This is a genomic window from Bacillus sp. mrc49 (assembly GCF_002803435.1).
On sequence record NZ_PHNG01000452.1, the window covers coordinates 13,225 to 29,543 of the forward strand.

Here is a 16,319-nt window from a genome sequence, read left to right on the forward strand (position 1 = left end):
AAAATGCGTGGTAGTACCAGATACACTTGAAATTTTACCATGAGGATAATTAAAATTCAATATATTTATAATTTTCTGTATATTTAAATGCTATAAACACTAACCTTAAAATACGTCTATTCTTATATAGGGAGATATTTTATAGTTCATAAACGCCTTTCATATTATTTAATTTTCAAAATATTAGTGGTATATTGGTAGTTCTTCAATCAAATAAGAATTCTCTTTAAGGTGGTATTTATGGTAAATATTAATCCTATTAAAAAAACTACAGTTACGGAACAAGTGATGGAGCAGATAGCCTCATGGATTACTTCAAATGAGCTAAAACCAGGAGAAAAATTGCCAAACGAGCGGCTTTTAGCAGAAGAATTTGGAGTGAATAGAGGTAGGGTTAGAGAGTCATTACGAGCGCTTGCACTAATTGGCCTCATCACAATCAAACCAGGAGAAGGAAGTTATGTAAGTGAACATGAATCACCCATTCCTGCTGAAACAATTGTATGGATGTATTACAAAGAAATTGATAACTTTGAAGATATCTTTGCGGCACGTAAATTAATTGAATCTGAAGTATTACTCGAGGCTTCTCAACATTTAACAGATAATGATATAAATAACCTCGAAGAGATTTTACAAAACTTATATAATTTATCAGTTATAGAAAAAAATAACTATGCATTCCAAGAGCTTATAGATAAATTTGATTTACATTTAGGTCTATGTAGCAACAATAAAATATACAGTAAACTTATGCAAACGATCATTCACCTTCGTCATGATTCAATGTTAAAGATCCTTAATGTGCCAGGCGCTTGGGAAAACAGCATTGAATGGCGGACTAGATTTGTCCAAGCCATAAAAGACCGGAATATGGAAATGGTAAAAAAAGCGATTGATTTCAACTTTACGAGAGCAAAACTATTTTATGGTAAGGTAGATTAACAGAGGAAAAGCCTGAATTCTTCACTTATAGTTTTCATATTTCACCTATCTTAAGAGTAGCGGTTATCTTTTATGCAAAATGCATAGGCAAGAGCTCGTCATTAAACAACTGGAAAAGAGCCTAAATACAGATGAGCAAAAAATATCCTTTTTAATGAAAACAATCTATACAAGGAACAATGAGAATACGTACTAAGCGTATAGGGGGTAATGAGGTGCTAATTGCTTGTATAGCACCCCTTCCCTTTTCTTTTTGGGTTTATCGTAATATCGAGTGAAGTTTTTATTGCTTTTGCTGCATCTCAGGTTGCTGATATATCCGTTGCGCCAGTTCCTCTGAGGCATTCTTCAGATAGCTAAGGACAATGCTTCGGGTTTCATTGGATATGCCGGCCAGATCGGCAGCAAGGTTATTTACTAGATGTTCCTGCCCTATGGCAGAAAGAGCCTGATAATATTCGCCTGCCTGGGTGAAGTCATCCTGTTTATGAAGGTCAGACCGTTCGAGGTTCCCTTGTACATATCTTCCTTCACCACTGGTTACAAGGTCAGCCGGAGACCAATTTTGTTGTTGATTGACGGGAACCGAGCGAAAATCAGGACCAATCCTCCGACGCTGTGAATCGGAATAAATATTGGCGCGTCCTTGAAGCATTTTATCGTCCGATAGTTCGGCACCTTCCAATAGATTGGTGGGTGAAAAGGCCACTTTTTCCACCTGCTCCATAAAGTTATCGGGATTTCGGTTCAGCACCATCCGTCCAACCGGCATCAAAGGATATTGTTGTTCGTTCCATACCTTGGTATCATCCAGTGGATCAAAAGAAAGACTGGCTTCATCTTCAGGCTTCATGAGCTGCACATAAAGCCCATATTCAACGGTATCCCCCTTTGCTATCGTATCGTATAAGTCTTTTCCTGCAATATCCGGATTCTCGCTCATCCAATGGGCGGCTTCGCTGCTGTCTATATATTGCTCTCCCGCAAGAGGAACCCATTGGTATTTCAGGTAATGGCGAATGCCCTGCGCATTTCTCCAGACGTAGGTGTTCACACTATGGCCAGGGATGTGGCGAAGGCTTTTTACCGTGCCTGCATCGGAATAAAGGCGGACAACAAAATGTGTGGATTCAGGAGCTCTGGCAACAAAGCTCCAAAAACGCTCCGGATCGATTAGATTGTTTATCGGCGAAGGTAAAAACGCCTTGATTGATTCTGGAAAGCGGATGGCATCCCGCACGGAAAACACGGGAATATGGTTGCATACCAAATCAAAAATACCCTCTTCCGTATAAAACTTGGTGGAAAATCCCCGCACATTTCGGGATGTATCTGGAGTGCCTTTCGTACTTACGGCAAGCGAAAACCTCACCATGACGGGTACTTGCTGACCTGGCGTTTGCAAGAAGCTGAGTTTTGTATATTCGGCCATGGAATGAATCGTCTCAAAATAACCAAAAGCTCCAAATCCCTTTACGTGGACCGGTCTTTCGATGATTTTTTCATGGACAAAGGTCTCCAGTGTTTCATGCAATACACTATCTTGCTCCAACACGGGCCCTCGCTCACCTACCGTCTGTGAATGATAAACTGCCGGTATATCTCCACTCCAAGGCAGAGAGGGGCTGTAGCCTTGGGATGGACCGTCATTCATCCCTTGGATAAAAGTCCGGGCAGATGCTAGCAGTTTGTTGTTTGTGTTCGCTGCTTGATCAGTGCTATCGCTTTTCGTCAGCTCGTCATGCTTTTGCCCTTTTCGCGCTTCAGGCGGCGAGCTTTTCAATACGGTTCTGCTTGGAGGCTTATTATTGGTTAAGGGGGTTTTCCCTGCCAATTGATACCACCCATTGTTTTCTTCCATACTCTTACCTCCCAGTCCGCATATCACTTCCCTCATTATGTATGTAAGCCTCCAAGCGATTATGTCTCTGCAATATATGGAGTCCGAGACTGCTTTACTCTTTCTATGGATATAGGGAGAGCGTGTATTAAATAAGGAGATCGACAAACCAAGACCCCTGCTAAATAAACAAGGGTCTTGGTTTCCATCGAATTTCACCAAAGTCTTTGGTTTACGATCTCACCTCTTTAAAAAATTGTGGCAAGTCTTCTTTATGAGCTTCGAGCATTTCATCCAATATTTTCTTGGCAATGGTGTCCGATGGCACGAGCGGATTGATCGTCATCGCTACTAACGCTGTTCGATAATCCCCAGTGACGGCCGCTTCTGCAGCCATTCTCTCGAAGGATTTGATTTGCTGGACCAATCCACGAACCGCTACTGGCAGGTCTCCGATGGCAATCGGTTTTGGTCCCTCCTTCGTGATCACACAGCTGATTTCAATCGCCGACTCGTCCGGGATGCTTGCAATGGCACCATTATTCCTTGTATTGACAGGCTGAATGTCCCGCTTATCATTATAAATCGAATTGATGAGGCTGCACGCCGCTTCGCTGTAATACGCTCCTCCCCGCTTTTCCAATTGAGGCGGTTTTACATTCAGTTCTGGATTTTTGTACAGTTCGAATAAGTCCTTTTCCAGTTGCTGGACGACTTCGGCGCGCGTTCCCTTTGTTACTGAAGACTCCTTTTCCTCGGCAAGCATTTCATCTGTTTTAAAATAATAACGGTGGTATCCACATGGGATAAGGCCGATTCCTTTAATGAAATCACGATCCCAGGCAAAGCCAGCGATATTTTTCATCGTCATTTCATTTTCCGGATTTCCAAGCGCCGTTATCACCTGGTCCTTCACGCTTTTTCCGTCCAGATAAACATCAAGACCGAATACCATATGATTCAACCCGGCAAAATCGACCTGAACCCTGCTGTCATCAACATCAAGCGCTTTGGCAATGCCCATTTTCATCCCGATCGGCACGTTGCATAAGCCCACAACCTTTTTGATCGGACTATATCTTAAGACAGCCTCGGTAACCATTCCAGCTGGATTGGTAAAGTTCACAAGCCAGGCGTCGGGACATAGCTCCTCCATATCTTTGCAAATTTCAAGGATCACCGGTATCGTCCTAAGTCCTTTGAAAAGTCCTCCTGGCCCATTCGTCTCCTGCCCGATCACATCGTATTTCAAAGGGATCCTCTCGTCCTTAGCTCTTGCGTCAAGGAGGCCGACCCGGAATTGGGTCGTGACAAAATCCGCATCCTTCAGTGCCTCTCGCCGGTTGAGGGTAAGATGTATGTCAATGGGCAGACCTGCCTTTTCCACCATTCTTTTCGCAAGATTCCCTACAATGTTCAGTTTGTCCTTTCCTTTGTTTATATCAACAAGCCAGATTTCACGAACTGGAAGCTCGTCATAGCGTTTGATGAAGCCTTCGATCAATTCGGGCGTGTAGCTCGATCCCCCGCCTATTGTCACGATTTTTATCCCATTTTTCATAATGACACCCCATCATTTTTATTTTTGTCTCATTTCCTGATACATTCTAATCATTTCAGCAACTAAATCACTAATTGTCTCTGCACTCATCATTTGATCTTCTGCATGCATTAGCAGCAATGAAAATTCCACCTTTTGTCCGGAAGCCTCCTGCTGGATAAGCGCTGAATGGGCATGGTGGCCTTCTAGCATATAAGTCCGAGATTCTTTCAGCTTTTCCTCGGCTGCATCATACCGGCCATCCCGCGCTTCATATAAGGCTTCCATTACCAAGCTTTTTGCTGTTCCTACATTACTGATAATCTGAAACGCTACCGCTTCCATTTCTTCCATGGCTAATCCCTTCTTCCTTGTTGTGCGTATGTTTGGTGATGGTGGTACAGGGCACCAATCATGCCTGCATCATTGTTCAATTGACAGGCATCGATGCAATCTTCCTTTATATATCCATTTAACGATTCGACCCGCCTTCTTAGCTCAGGAATCAGTTCTTCCCTTACGCTTACAGCTCCTCCAAGCAAGATTTTGCTTGGATTAAAGAGGAAATACAAATTATGTAGTCCGATGGCAAGACTATCATAAAATCGTTCAACCTCTTCCAGTGCGATGGGATCCTGAGCTTCATAGGCTTGAAATATATCCAGGCCTGTCAAATCGGCTGCCTGAAGTCCTTTCCGACTAGCATATCGCTCTCTTAAGCCTGTAATCGAACCATTCCAGCTCAATGTATTTTTTAAAGCCGGCCCCCTTTCAACACCATGGGTGATCATGTATCCAAATTCACCGGCCCCAAATGAAACGCCGCGGTATAACCGATCATTGATGAAAACCGCCCCGCCAACACCAGTGCCCACTGTCATGCAGAGGAAATTTTCATGTTCCTTTGCTTTGCCTTTCCATTTCTCGGCAAGGGCGACACAATTCACATCATTTTCGACCGTGACTGGAAGCTTCGTCATTTCTTCCATATAGTTTTTTATGTTGAAGCCATCAAAATCCTTGATGGCTCCTCCTACTTCGATAAATCCCGTTTCGTTGTTGACAAATCCGGGGGCACTGAGGGCGACCCCTCGTAAGCTCGGAAAAAGGGAAATTTTAGCCAATATGTCTTGAAGGATGACTTCCCCGTTATTACGAACCGTTGGAAATGCTCCCTTTTCCAATATGTCCCCGGATTCGGTCAGTAAGCCGTATTTTATTTCTGTTCCGCCTATGTCAAAGGCTAAGTAGTTGGACATGAGCTGCCACCCCCGTAACTCTCTACATATTTTTGATGGTAAAGTATAGCCCAGGGCCAAATTTCGATAACTGAAAAACCTGTTTAAGGTGCTTCACCGCTTCCTCGATATCGAGTGGGGTCTTGGCTTCGAAAACCGCTTGGACCCGATTGGCGGATAAAAGGACAGTCTGGATCTGTTCGTCTTCGTATTGCGAGAAGAAGTCACAAAGATAGGCTATTTGCCCGCAATTCATTTGAATTCGATAAGTGTTCATTCCTTCTCCTTTCTATGCCGGTAAGTCGTTATTGCTGGATTCCGATGATTGCTGGATGGACGCAGCCTTATTCGAGGCCAGCACAAACGGCAGGTAGACTAGCGTTGAAACGGCAAGGCAAATGAGTCCGATAAATAAGGCCATCCAGTTCCCGCCTGTACCGAAGAAGGCAATCAACGGACCAGGCGTCGTCCAAGGCACAGCATAGGCAATAGGCGGTATCAGCTTCGTGCTGATCGCGATATAGCCAATCAAGATGTTTACAGCAGGTACCAGGATGAAGGGGAAGATCAATATCGGATTAAGGACGACAGGCAATCCAAAAATGATCGGTTCGTTGATGTTAAAGATGCCCGGGGCAATGGATAGCTTCCCGATATCACGGTAATCCTGTCTCCTTGATGCAATGAAAATCGCTATGATCAATCCCAAGGTCATGCCAGACCCTCCGTAGTTGGCGAATGCATCATTGATAGCCCACGTGACGGGGTATGGCGCACCCCAAGCCGAGCCATGTGCGGCCACATAGTTAAGGTTTTCGAGCCCTGCCTCAGCAAACATTCCTTCTCTGATCGCCGCGATCGTATTGGGACCATGAATTCCGAATACCCAGAGAAGATTCGACACGATGGCCAAGAGCACCAATGAGAAAATATTCGTCCCCAAGTTTTTCAATGGGGTCTGAATCGCTGCATAAATCAATTCATGTATCCCATTTGGATAGATAGCTAATATGATTGCATTACCGACCGAGAATAAAACCGTAATGATGACGATGGGAAAAAGAACCTTGAACGTTCTTGCGATGGCTGGCGGCACCGATGCAGGCATCGTGATTTGCAGGCGCTTCGACCTGGACAATCGGCTGAAAATCTCACCTACAAGCAAACCGATGATCATGGCTACGAAAAGGCCCTGTGCGCCAACCCATTGGGTGGAAAGAAAACTGGCTCCGTCCACGACGGTATAAGCAGGATAGACGATGAAAAACGTCGAAAGGGCGGTCAATCCGCAAAGAAGGTCATCCGCCTTCATGGCAATCGCTATATTCCTGGCGATCAGAAAAACGATGAAAATGGATAAAATGCTGGTTGAACCATTCAATACTGGTGCAAATACCTGCTGGTAATCTGCTAAATTAGGAAATAACTTATTCAAGAACAGCAGTTTTGCAATGAACCCGTCCGGAGCCAGCACGGCAAAATTCAAGAGAACAATCAATGAACCTGCCAGTGTGATTGGAAAAGCTAAAATGAACGCATCACGAATCGCGACAATATGTCTTTGCGAATTCAATTTAGCTGCGATAGGAACAAGGGCTTTTTCCATTACACGTTCAAAACCAGCCATGAATCCCATACTATACCCCCTAGAATCTATTTTTTTTGGTTCTATCCAATCAGCTCTAAAGCACGATCGAGAATCGCACCCCCGTTCATCATTCCATAGGCTCTCATTTCTATGACTTCTACAGGCACCCTTCCTGCTACAATGGAATCCACCTGGGCTTTTTGATAACGGACCTGTGGACCTAATAAGACGACGTCGACTTCCTCCGCGGCTTTTGAACATTCCGATATGGGCAAGGCAACAATATCAATGTCGATGCCCTTCGCTTTGGCAGCATCATTCATTTTATTGACCAGCAAGCTTGTGGACATGCCCGCGGCGCATACCAATAGTATTTTTTTCATCGTTCATTCCTCCTTCAGGTGATTAGGTTGAATATTCTGTAAATTAACTCCGTTTGTCTTGATCAATTCCTTATACCAATCGAAACTCTTTTTCTTTATACGCCGCAGATCTTTTTCACTTTGTTCATCCCTGTTCACATATACGAAACCATAGCGTTTCTTGTACCCGTTCAGCCAGCTTAGAATATCCGTGAATGACCAAGTGCAATAACCGATCAAATCGGCGCCGTCACAGATGGCATCCTGACAGGCCAGTATGTGGCTTTTCAAATATTGAATCCGATAATCATCATCCACTACGTCCCCATCTAGAAGCGTATCATATTCACCCAAACCGTTTTCCGTAATGAGGATTGGGAGCCTGTATCTGCTGGTGAGCCTGCGAAGACCGATGCGAAGACCGGTCGGATCGATTTCCCAATCCCAATTCGTCGTTTCCAAGTGTGGATTTCTCTTCGACTTGAACAGACCGGGAATCCCGCTTTCCTCTGACGTTCCTTTCTTTCCAGTCGTATTCATGGCTCCCAGTTCGATGCCGTCAAGCGGGTTCATTTCAACGGTACCCGTCCGATAGTAATTGACCCCGATGAAGTCAGGCCTTCCAAAAGCGAGGAGTTCCATATCCCCTTCCAAAATTGTCGGCGCGATACCCTCCCTCTCAAGATATTTCATGCTAATTTTCGGATAAGTCCCCCAGCAATAAACATCCAGCCACCAATGGTTATTAAGATCCTCGGCATTTTCGAATGCAAGGATATTATCCGGCTCGCATGTATAAGGATAGGTCGGTCCATATGCAAAGCTCGGGCCGATCTTGCCGTCGGGTACAAACCTTCTGAACGATTGTATCGCCTTCGCATTTGCCAGGTTAGCAATATGATTGGCTTCATACATCCTTTTAGGATCCTTCACCCCTGGCGGATGCAGCCCTGTCCGGTATCCTAAGCCAATGAATACATTCTGCTCATTCAAGGTGACCCAATACTTGACCCGTCCCCCAAAGCGCTTGAACAGGGTAATGCAATATTCGTTGAAGTCATGGATGATTTCCCTTGACTCCCAGGCACCATATTCCTCCATTAATGCTTGAGGAACATCCCAATGATAGACCGTCAAAATGGGTTCAATGCCGTATTTTAGCAATTCGTCAATCAAGTCATCGTAAAACTTGAGCCCCGCTTCATTGACGTCCCCTTTTCCTTTTGGATATATCCTGCTCCAGGCTACGGAAAAGCGATAGGTTTTCAATCCCATTTCGGCCATCAAGGCAATGTCTTCCCGGTATCGGTGATAGTGGTCGACCGCCACATCTCCGTTCGTACCTTTGTAAGTCGTTCCATCCATCTTGGTGTAAACATCCCAGACGGAAAGACCTTTGCCATCCGCATTCCAAGCTCCTTCCACTTGATAAGCAGCTGATGCAGAACCCCAAAGAAAGTCATCCGGGAAAGATTGTTTCGTTTGATGAATCATCTTTTCACCTCTTTCTATAAAGAATTGTATCCGCTTTCAACATCGTGGTAAATACCATTACTCCTTTCTGTTTTTTGTGCCGCCTGTTGTCATCTGTCACAAAAAAGAAACAGGATGTTTCCAATCATTTGTATAGTTCTTTTGCAATCGCCTCTAATAGGTAGACGACAGGTATTTGCGTCGTTATATTCGATTTGCCGCTGTATTCCTCAGTAACGAAATAAGCTATATTCAAATCGGAAATCCTTGCAATCGTGCTGACCTTATTATTCGTTATGCTGACAATGGTGCTTCCCACTTCTTTGAACCCTTTGATCAGATCAACGATTTCCGATGTTTCTCCAGACACGCTCAAGGCGATTGTCACACTATTACTGGAATACTTCGAATGGATCGGAAAAAAAGGATCCTTAATATAAATGGACGATTTCCCCAGGCTCGAAACGTAGCGTGACCCATATTCGGCCATGATGCCAGAGCTGCCAATGCCCAAAAATATCACACTTTCTGCCTTGGCAATCAATTGTGCGGTTTCTTGGATATATGATTCGAAACTTCCTTTTAACGTCCTTTCGACAAACTCCGATAAAGAATGCTGAGTACTTTTAAGCTTGATAGGCTGCTTTTCGTTCATGAACAATTTAAGCTTCACTTTAAATTCCGAATAACCGGAGCAATCGACCTTCCTGCAAAAACGAAGAATGGTAGAGGTGGATACATGCGTTTCATCCGCTAGCTCCCTAATTCTCATATATGCCACCTTCTGGGCATTTTTGGTGATATATCCGTATAAGGAGCATTCCAATTCATTAAAAGATGCAATGGCTTCTCTAGTAAACATATAATTTCCCCTTTTTTGTGTCAGTTGATGACTAAAGTCACAATTTCATTTCCATACTCGTATGTATATTTCGATTCCTATGCCATTTTAACCTTTTATTACTCTCATTTGATGATTTATTCGAAAACAGATTCCCTGAATTGGTGAATTGAAAAAAGCAATGCACTAGATAGGCCATTGCTTTTTTCATAACGGCAGGTTCCTTATATCATCCTGCTAAATTATTAGCTTGTAAAGGATATGTCGATTACATCTGTAATCGTGAACGTACGATCGATCATATCGTATTGTTGCAAATGTTTCCCAAGGCGCCAAGCCACTCCGCACACTTGAACGTAACATGAAGCCAAATGGCTGTTACTGCATGATCATGGGTCATCAGTTTTTCCCCTCTTTACAAGGATCGGTCCACTTGAATTCCGAGCTGTTACACTTTCCAACAATGCAAACCATGATATAGGCGAACCCGTTTTTGCAGATGAATGGGTGAATGCTGAATGCACCGCCTATATGACAGACCATTTGTTAATGAAATCATGATTAGCAAGTTAACGATAATCGGAAATGACCTTACCATCTTTTGTTCCACGCAGATTGCCAACATGGAAAGGACAGCACACTGAGTCAGCATGCTGTCCTTTAGATAGGTCATGATATTCCTTTAACACGTATAACAACCAAGTTTTTCTTCTCGCTTTACCTAGTATAGGTCGTTAGATGAAGCTCAAATCCTTCATTCCGTTTTCGATGACAATTCCTGTCACGATTTTCAACACACCCAGGGCATCATTTAGATTGACCAATTCTACGGGAGAGTGGGAGTATCTTCGCGGCGTTGCCACCACTCCCACTGGTATGCCTTTATTCGCTGATGTCAAACTTGCTGCATCAGTCGTATAGCCGTCCCCGATTAGAGTGATGGTTTGCAAAGGGATACTTGCTTTCATTGCCTGCTCTTCAACGATTTCCCTAACTTTGGGATGGATATAGTTAAAAGCCATGCCACCTCTTACACCATCAGCAATCGGGCAGGCTGGTCCCGCACCGAGGTAGACGGGAAGAGATATTTCCGTATCTATATCCGGTGTATCACCGGCCGGGATCGTGTCTAGAACAATGGCATAATCAGGTTCGATGGCATTTCCCGCCATTACGGCACCCTGGAGGCCGACTTCTTCTTGGACCGTTACGACGCCGAACAGCTTTCCGGCAAATTCAACCCCTTGTAGTTCTTTAAATAGCTCGATTAAGATCGCACAGTGAATTCTATTATCGACGGATTTGGTGGAAACAAGGTCTTTATTGGCCATTTCCATAAAATCGCTTTGAAATACGATGGGATCCCCTATTCTTATTCCAAGTCCTTCCACTTCTGTCCGAGAGGAAGCTCCGACATCTATGTAACATTCACGTGTTGTTTTGACCCGCATACTTTCCTCGGGAGTTTGCATATGACCTGCCTTGATTCCGATTATGCCTGGTAATTTCCGTGTCGTGATCCAGACTTTCCTTCCCAGCAATAATTGATCGGAAACTCCCCCTACCTTATCGAACATGATAAAACCATTCGGTAAGATATTTTTCACGCAAAAGCCTACTTCATCGGAATGACTCGAAATCATCACTTTGGGTCCTGGACCGTTGCCGTTTTTTATCGCGATTACATTCCCATTTCGATCCACCTTTACCTCATCCGCTAATGGCAGCAGCCTCTCCTGCATATATTTAACGACTTCTTGCTCAGAACCAGAAACGCCTACTAATCCAGTTAACTCTCTTAACGACTCTTTGATTCTTTCTTTCACTGCTTCATCCTTGAGTGAGTGTCCGATTCTTTTTTCGATCATGTCGGCATTTTTCATCTAAATTCCTCCCTTTGTATACGATTGGTACTTCATTGAATTCCATTTATCTGATATGGATCCTTTATACCCATCATGTTCAGTGATATCCGTTATATGGTTGGAGAACCTTTCATGTTTGAAGATACCGGTAGCTTTTTAGTGAAATAACTGACGACCAGCATGAAAAATATATTTATGCTCAAAGCAATGATGCCGACATTCAAATCCTTCATTACTTGTGGTAATGAGGGAAGCAAAGTGCCTATGGTGGCATTTGTAATCGTCATGTATGCAACAGTGATGACTCCTGCCATCATGCCGGCAGCCGCTCCTTGTTTCGTGACCCTGTTATTCTTCGCCAGGCTAAAAAGGACTGCCGGGAACAATTGAGTGATAAAGCTATAGGCCATAAGGAGAAGGGTTACGATGGAGTTGCCTCCATTGAATGTAAAATAGACGCAAATTAGTGAAATGACAGGTACCAGCATTTTGGAAGTTGTGGAAATTTGCCTTTCTGTAGCTAGGGGCCTAACCACTTTATATACGTTCTTGGATAATGATACGGATGCGGTCATCAAAAGCATGGAGCCAGGAACCAAAGCCGTCAATAAGCCTGCGGCGCCAATCACCCCGACGAACCAAGGATCGAATGTTTGGATGGATACACGCAGGAGTGCGAGGTCTGTATCCGCTCCTTGCAAACCAGGCACTTGCTTGATCGCCGCGAATCCTACAAAAAAGACGAATAATAGCATCAAAGTATAGAGTGGGGTTATAACGGCATTTTTACGAATCGCCTTAGGGCCGGATGCCGTATACGTGGCTACAAAAAGATGCGGCCACATTAACCCGCCAATGCTCGTCATCACCACGGTGGATATGAACCAAGACACACCAAGACCGCTATCTGGCAGCTTGAGAAAATCCGGATTGGTCGCCTGGATCTCTCTAAACATCGGTTCTATTCCTCCGTAGTAATGAAAAGGAATATAGATCCCAATAAATAGAACCACCCCGAATATTAATATGTCTTTGATTATCGCGGTCATCGCAGATCCGTGAATACCTGAAATCATCACATAAACTGTCACGGAAATGACGCCGATCCAAGTCGCGGCAGTAGGGGAAATGGCCCCATATGATGCTTCGGAGACAATGATGCCAAGGCCCTTCAGTTGAAGTACAATGTAGGGAATCATCGATATGACGCCAATAAGGGCAGTGATGATCCCTAAAAAGGAACTATTATACTTACTTGCAAAGAAATCCGATTGAGACACCAGTCCATGAACCTTTGCATATTTCCAGACATTTGGATACATCCAATAAAAAATACAGTAGATAAGGCTTAAATAGGCGATGATATAAAAGGCAGGTCCACCCTTTCCATATGCCCATGAACTGGCCCCGAGAAATGTGAACGTTGTATACGATTCTCCCGCCATCAAAAGGAAAACCAAAATCGTTCCAAATCCCCTTCCGCCAACGGCCCATTGCTCAAGATTCATATCCTTTCCTTTTTTTGCATTTATTCCGATGTATACAACGAGTAGGAGAAAACCAAACAGCACAAAGAGCGAGGCGTTCATTCCATGTCACCGCCTTCACGATTGGCGGGGTCCAGTTTAAAAACGATCGCCATGATTATGGATGTTAGAACCACCCATAAAACGATCCAAAACATGATGAACGGCAATCCAAGTACAAACGGTTCTACACGATTAACAAAAGGGAGAGAAAAAAGCATTCCGAGAAAGGGAATCATACTTAAATAATGGCCCAACTTCATTGCGCAACACTCCTTCATATTAAATTCGATTAATCGGTATGGAAAAAGTCGGATTGGAACTTTCCATCATGCAGCGGCAAGGGAACGGCGGATTAAAATGGATAGCCACGTTCCTTGTATCCCGGATTACACAACTACCTCCTGCTGTCCGACGTTTTGCAGTTCATTTTGGGCTATCGGCTTCACCTCCTCTCATCGTGTTCATTCAAGGCAACGATAGGGATATAAGGGACTTGAACACCGCTTTACCCTTACGTTTGTTCATGGACATGCCGTAAAAGGGGACCATCGACTGTACGGAATAAGAGTGCCTTTCCCTCACAGCCGGCATATTCAAGCAATGAAACGGCACCTTCTTTCATTTCCAATTGAACATCGATCCGAACAGGAAGTTTCATCAACGTATTTACGATTTCCCTAGCGGCACCGGGGGTGAAGGCTTCGGAAAAGCGGATGACCATATCGATATCGCTTTTCGAGGTGACGGTTTCTCTTCCTGTTGCCAGCTCGAAACCGACACTCCCAGTCGGTCCCCACAAAACCGAATACTGTTCCATTAAATCACTGACTGGCTCCAAACATTGAAAAATCCTGCTCGAATGCTGCCGCCAACCTTTTTCCTGTGCCAATTGCTCGGGAGAGATTCGACTCATGACGGATTCAATGGGGAAAAATGCAGCGAATCGTTCCTTTCTTTCAAACCCGCGCACCCCCACCGCCACCTGGCCATTGGGAGCACGGGAACGGCGCACGACGACGTATGGGGATATCGCAAGTGATGACTCCGCCCAATTTGGCATAGGGGCATGGGTGATTACATCACCGATTCCTTTAATCCGTAACAAGTCATGTGGATTTAGCTCCATTGGTCCATCAGCTTTTCTCTCACTAAAATGGATGCCGCCCGTCCACCTGATTGAGCCAATCGAGAAGTTAATCGAACACGTAAATCTCTGGATCCATCCTGCTCTATGTCTTGAATTGCCATGAGGATCTCTTTTTGCAGGACATCGCGGTCATTTTCACCAGGATCGTCGGCATTCAATCCATCCACCAATGAATGCAGGGCACCAAGCTGTTCGAATGATTCAATATCATAAGCCATTGCGGGCACCTTTTTCGCCGCAGCCTCCAATTCGTCGATACTTCTATTCGTAATGCGTGCTGCAGATTGCTTTGACATGACATGTACATTCACACCTGGATCACGAAGGGCAATTAATCGCTGTGCCTGCATCCCATGTGATAGAAAAGCACCGGATATGGCTTTGCCGGGAATGAAGGAAATGACGGGGTGACCTTCCAACCGGGCGGTGACATAAGCATCAACGGCGGCTGCACAAGATTGATGGATGCCCAGCAATTCTTCGAGATGCCCGTATGCCTGGCTGGGAACATCGACGATTGCTACGATCGCTCGCTTTTCTCCATTTCGATCTGCTTCGATCGCTTCCCGAACATGTTTCGCAATCGCCCACCCCTCCTGAAGGCCCACCTCGCCATGCCTAACTCTTGGAAAGCGGTTTTTAGCATCAGGCACTACGGTGATATAGCGAACCTTTTTCGTACCAATGAAAGCATCGGAAACCCTAACGGAAGGAATATCGCCTATTTCCGGGGCATCGGCGGTTAGCAGATCAAACCACGTCTGTCCGCGGCTGGTGGATTTTTCTCCGTGTATGTCAGCTTTTTGCTCAGTCAGGGAACCAGAAATGAATGGTTTCCATGTTTCCTGTACATTTTCAGGAGTTAATCGCTTTGGTGGATTGATTGTCTTTAAAAATGCACCGTGCCGCTTCACCTGAATGGACCTTTGATCAGTAACGATGTCCCCAATCATTATGGAAAGAACGGCTTCTTTAACTGCTTCCGTATCATCATCGATCAATAAATCCGCCAAACCTGAAGACGTACGCTGATCACCGCCCATCGTACCCCAAATTAACGGCCTGTCTTTCGAATCGAATTCCCGGATACCCGCTTCCTGCTCGATCACCTCTGGCCCATTCAACCCAAGACGGCCTTCTCTTGTCATGATGATGGCACTGCAAAGGCCAGCTGTAATCGACATCCCGCCGAATGCGCCAATTCCTCCGGGAATGAGGGCGATGACAGGAACATGGCGGCGAATGGCAACAATGGCTGAACCAATTTCGGCAATCGAGAGCAAACCATAATTGGCTTCCTGCAGTCTCACTCCTCCTGTATCCAAAATTAGGATCGGAACCGTCTTCGTTCCAGCTTCGCACTCTTTTAATGCCAGTTCGAGCGAACCAGCGATTTTTGCACCAGATACCTCGCCGATGCCCCCGCCTTGAAATTTCCCTTCAATGGAAATCACGAGTGCCTCATGTCCATGAACGGTACCTTTCACTACAATGACCCCATCATCACTTTGCGGGACGATTCCTTGTGGCTCCAGATGTGGTGACTCCATTCCGTCGAATGGGCCAAGAAGTTCTTTACCTGTTCCAGCATCCAGTAATTTCATCGCTCTCTCTCGTCCACTGCATTCCACAAAACTGTTAGTTAATTTTTGAATCATGGAAGCTCACCTCCAGCGCCTGCGCAAGGCGGATAGCGACAACACCCGGCGTTGCACCAAAGTCATTGATTTTCACTTTGGCAGCGACATCATGCTGCGTGAAGAAGCGGTGAATGACAGCTTTCCATGTATCTTGGTAACCCGTTATTCCCGTTCTTATGACTACTTCCGCCTGCAGGACATCGCTTGGTTCCATCAACACTTCCAAATCACCCGATCCGACCACTCCAACATGCGCTGAAGCGGCAATTTTTCTAGTGGCAGGAAATGTGTATGTGATCTTTTCCAATTGA

At 44.9% G+C, this 16,319-nt stretch carries 16 protein-coding genes; 1 reads left to right on the forward strand and 15 read right to left on the reverse strand.

The window, feature by feature from the left end; genetic code table 11:
• Positions 1 to 240: 240 nt before the first annotated feature.
• The gene (locus tag CVN76_RS03265; RefSeq protein WP_100530273.1) at positions 241 to 945 is read left to right on the forward strand and encodes a FadR/GntR family transcriptional regulator; all 705 of its coding nucleotides are present in this window, start codon (positions 241 to 243) and stop codon (positions 943 to 945) included.
• Between the two features lie 283 nt (positions 946 to 1,228).
• Here CVN76_RS03265 and CVN76_RS03270 read toward each other — a convergent pair whose 3' ends face one another.
• The 15 genes from CVN76_RS03270 to CVN76_RS03340 form a co-directional block, all read right to left on the reverse strand.
• Complete coding sequence (locus tag CVN76_RS03270; RefSeq protein WP_100530316.1) at positions 1,229 to 2,599, reverse strand: catalase; 1,371 nt, start codon at positions 2,597 to 2,599, stop codon at positions 1,229 to 1,231.
• 418 nt (positions 2,600 to 3,017) lie between these two features.
• Positions 3,018 to 4,346: a 6-phospho-beta-glucosidase gene (locus tag CVN76_RS03275; protein WP_100530274.1), complete on the reverse strand. Its 1,329-nt coding sequence runs from the start codon at positions 4,344 to 4,346 to the stop codon at positions 3,018 to 3,020.
• Between the two features lie 18 nt (positions 4,347 to 4,364).
• Complete coding sequence (locus CVN76_RS03280) at positions 4,365 to 4,679, reverse strand: PTS lactose/cellobiose transporter subunit IIA (RefSeq protein WP_100530275.1); 315 nt, start codon at positions 4,677 to 4,679, stop codon at positions 4,365 to 4,367.
• A 2-nt stretch (positions 4,680 to 4,681) separates the two neighbouring features.
• Positions 4,682 to 5,584 carry an ROK family protein gene (locus CVN76_RS03285; RefSeq protein WP_100530276.1) on the reverse strand — a complete coding sequence of 301 codons (903 nt, stop codon included), beginning with the start codon at positions 5,582 to 5,584 and terminating at the stop codon, positions 4,682 to 4,684.
• A gap of 22 nt (positions 5,585 to 5,606) precedes the next feature.
• Entirely contained in the window at positions 5,607 to 5,840 is a 234-nt protein-coding gene (locus tag CVN76_RS03290) for a hypothetical protein (RefSeq protein WP_064465066.1), read from the reverse strand.
• Positions 5,841 to 5,852: 12 nt separating this feature from the next.
• Complete coding sequence (locus tag CVN76_RS03295; protein WP_061142839.1) at positions 5,853 to 7,199, reverse strand: PTS sugar transporter subunit IIC; 1,347 nt, start codon at positions 7,197 to 7,199, stop codon at positions 5,853 to 5,855.
• Between the two features lie 32 nt (positions 7,200 to 7,231).
• The gene (locus CVN76_RS03300; RefSeq protein WP_061142838.1) at positions 7,232 to 7,534 is read right to left on the reverse strand and encodes a PTS sugar transporter subunit IIB; all 303 of its coding nucleotides are present in this window, start codon (positions 7,532 to 7,534) and stop codon (positions 7,232 to 7,234) included.
• A gap of 3 nt (positions 7,535 to 7,537) precedes the next feature.
• Positions 7,538 to 9,007, reverse strand: coding sequence for a glycoside hydrolase family 1 protein (locus tag CVN76_RS03305; RefSeq protein WP_100530277.1), 1,470 nt, complete (start codon positions 9,005 to 9,007; stop codon positions 7,538 to 7,540).
• Positions 9,008 to 9,131: 124 nt separating this feature from the next.
• Positions 9,132 to 9,848, reverse strand: coding sequence for a MurR/RpiR family transcriptional regulator (locus CVN76_RS03310; RefSeq protein WP_061142836.1), 717 nt, complete (start codon positions 9,846 to 9,848; stop codon positions 9,132 to 9,134).
• Between the two features lie 713 nt (positions 9,849 to 10,561).
• Positions 10,562 to 11,710, reverse strand: a complete 1,149-nt coding sequence (locus CVN76_RS03315) for a M42 family metallopeptidase (protein ID WP_232732089.1) — start codon at positions 11,708 to 11,710, stop codon at positions 10,562 to 10,564.
• Positions 11,711 to 11,802: 92 nt separating this feature from the next.
• Positions 11,803 to 13,281 carry a sodium:solute symporter family protein gene (locus CVN76_RS03320; protein WP_100530278.1) on the reverse strand — a complete coding sequence of 493 codons (1,479 nt, stop codon included), beginning with the start codon at positions 13,279 to 13,281 and terminating at the stop codon, positions 11,803 to 11,805.
• Complete coding sequence (locus CVN76_RS03325) at positions 13,278 to 13,481, reverse strand: DUF3311 domain-containing protein (protein WP_061142834.1); 204 nt, start codon at positions 13,479 to 13,481, stop codon at positions 13,278 to 13,280. Before CVN76_RS03325 ends, CVN76_RS03320 begins: the two co-directional genes overlap by 4 nt.
• Positions 13,482 to 13,732: 251 nt before the next feature.
• On the reverse strand, positions 13,733 to 14,347 hold the full coding sequence (locus CVN76_RS03330; protein WP_100530279.1) for a malonate decarboxylase holo-ACP synthase: 615 nt from the start codon (positions 14,345 to 14,347) through the stop codon (positions 13,733 to 13,735).
• Positions 14,338 to 16,026 (reverse strand): biotin-independent malonate decarboxylase subunit beta, encoded by a 1,689-nt coding sequence (locus tag CVN76_RS03335; RefSeq protein WP_100530280.1) that lies wholly within the window; start codon positions 16,024 to 16,026, stop codon positions 14,338 to 14,340. Before CVN76_RS03335 ends, CVN76_RS03330 begins: the two co-directional genes overlap by 10 nt.
• Entirely contained in the window at positions 16,007 to 16,315 is a 309-nt protein-coding gene (locus tag CVN76_RS03340) for a malonate decarboxylase subunit delta (RefSeq protein ID WP_100530281.1), read from the reverse strand. Before CVN76_RS03340 ends, CVN76_RS03335 begins: the two co-directional genes overlap by 20 nt.
• Positions 16,316 to 16,319: the final 4 nt, after the last annotated feature.